Consider the following 1,019-nt stretch of genomic DNA (forward strand, 5'->3'; position numbering starts at 1 on the left):
CGAGATGCCTCTGTTCTGGTGCCGGAATCTTGGTGTGGTAACTCAGATTCTCCTGCCCTACAGGGGCTCTCGCGTTCTACGACACGCTCACACCGTCACATCACCGGTGGATCCGGGCTCCGGTAGACTCGCCACATGCCCCTGGACGATCTGTGCATCGGCCGCGTGCCGATCTTCCAAGGACTCACCCGCGAGGAGCAGTTGCGGGTCGCGGAGTTCGTCCGCCCGGTGCATGTTGCCAAGGGAGAGACGGTCTATTCGCCAGGACAGTCGGCCTCGCGTCTGTTGGTGATGCACAGCGGACACCTCAAGGTCAGCCATGCGGCGGCCAATGGCCAGGAACAAATCCTGCGCACCGTGACCGACGGTGATGTCGTGGGCGAACGGGCCTTCCTGACCGGCCACCTGCCCAATGACCTCGTCGTCGCGCTGGAAGACAGCCGGATGTGCGTCTTCGACCACACCGACCTCTCGGCCCTGCTGCGCGACTACCCTGATGTCGGTCTGCGGATGCTGCGGACTCTGTCCGACAGGCTCGCCTCCGTCGAACGGTTGCTGGCCGCCATCACCTCCAGCGATGTCAGCGCCCGCATCGCGGCCTACCTGCTCGATCTGCCCGGCAGCATCCGAGACGGCGTGCCCACAGTGTGGCTGCCGATGGCGAAGTACGAAATCGCCTCCTACCTGGGCACCACGCCAGAAACCCTGAGCCGACGCCTTGCCGCTCTCGCCGCCTCCGGTGTCATCGAACTCCACGGACGCCGCGACGTCTCGATCCTCGACGCTGATGCACTTGAACGCGTGGCCACACCTCGTTAGACCCGGTACCGTGACGGATTGACGCCGGGGTCTCCGGAGCTGGTGATGAGCCGAGCGCCGTCGTCCGTTTGGCTGGAGTCTTAAGCCTCAATGCACCGATCGGCTGATGCTGTCGTCGTGACTTCCTTTGCGCGCCTTCGGGCAGAGTGTGGAGATAGCTGACCGCCCGACCGCTCGTGCCGGGTTGTTCCACTGGATCT

1 protein-coding gene is annotated in these 1,019 nt (G+C 64.3%); it reads left to right on the forward strand.

Translation table 11 applies throughout. The annotated features are described in order from the left end of the window. Positions 1-135 precede the first annotated feature (135 nt). Positions 136-819, forward strand: coding sequence for a Crp/Fnr family transcriptional regulator (locus LDQ05_RS19580; RefSeq protein WP_226438616.1), 684 nt, complete (start codon positions 136-138; stop codon positions 817-819). Positions 820-1,019 lie beyond the last annotated feature (200 nt).

Source organism: Rhodococcus yananensis (assembly GCF_020515525.1).
Classification (GTDB): domain Bacteria; phylum Actinomycetota; class Actinomycetes; order Mycobacteriales; family Mycobacteriaceae; genus Rhodococcus; species Rhodococcus yananensis.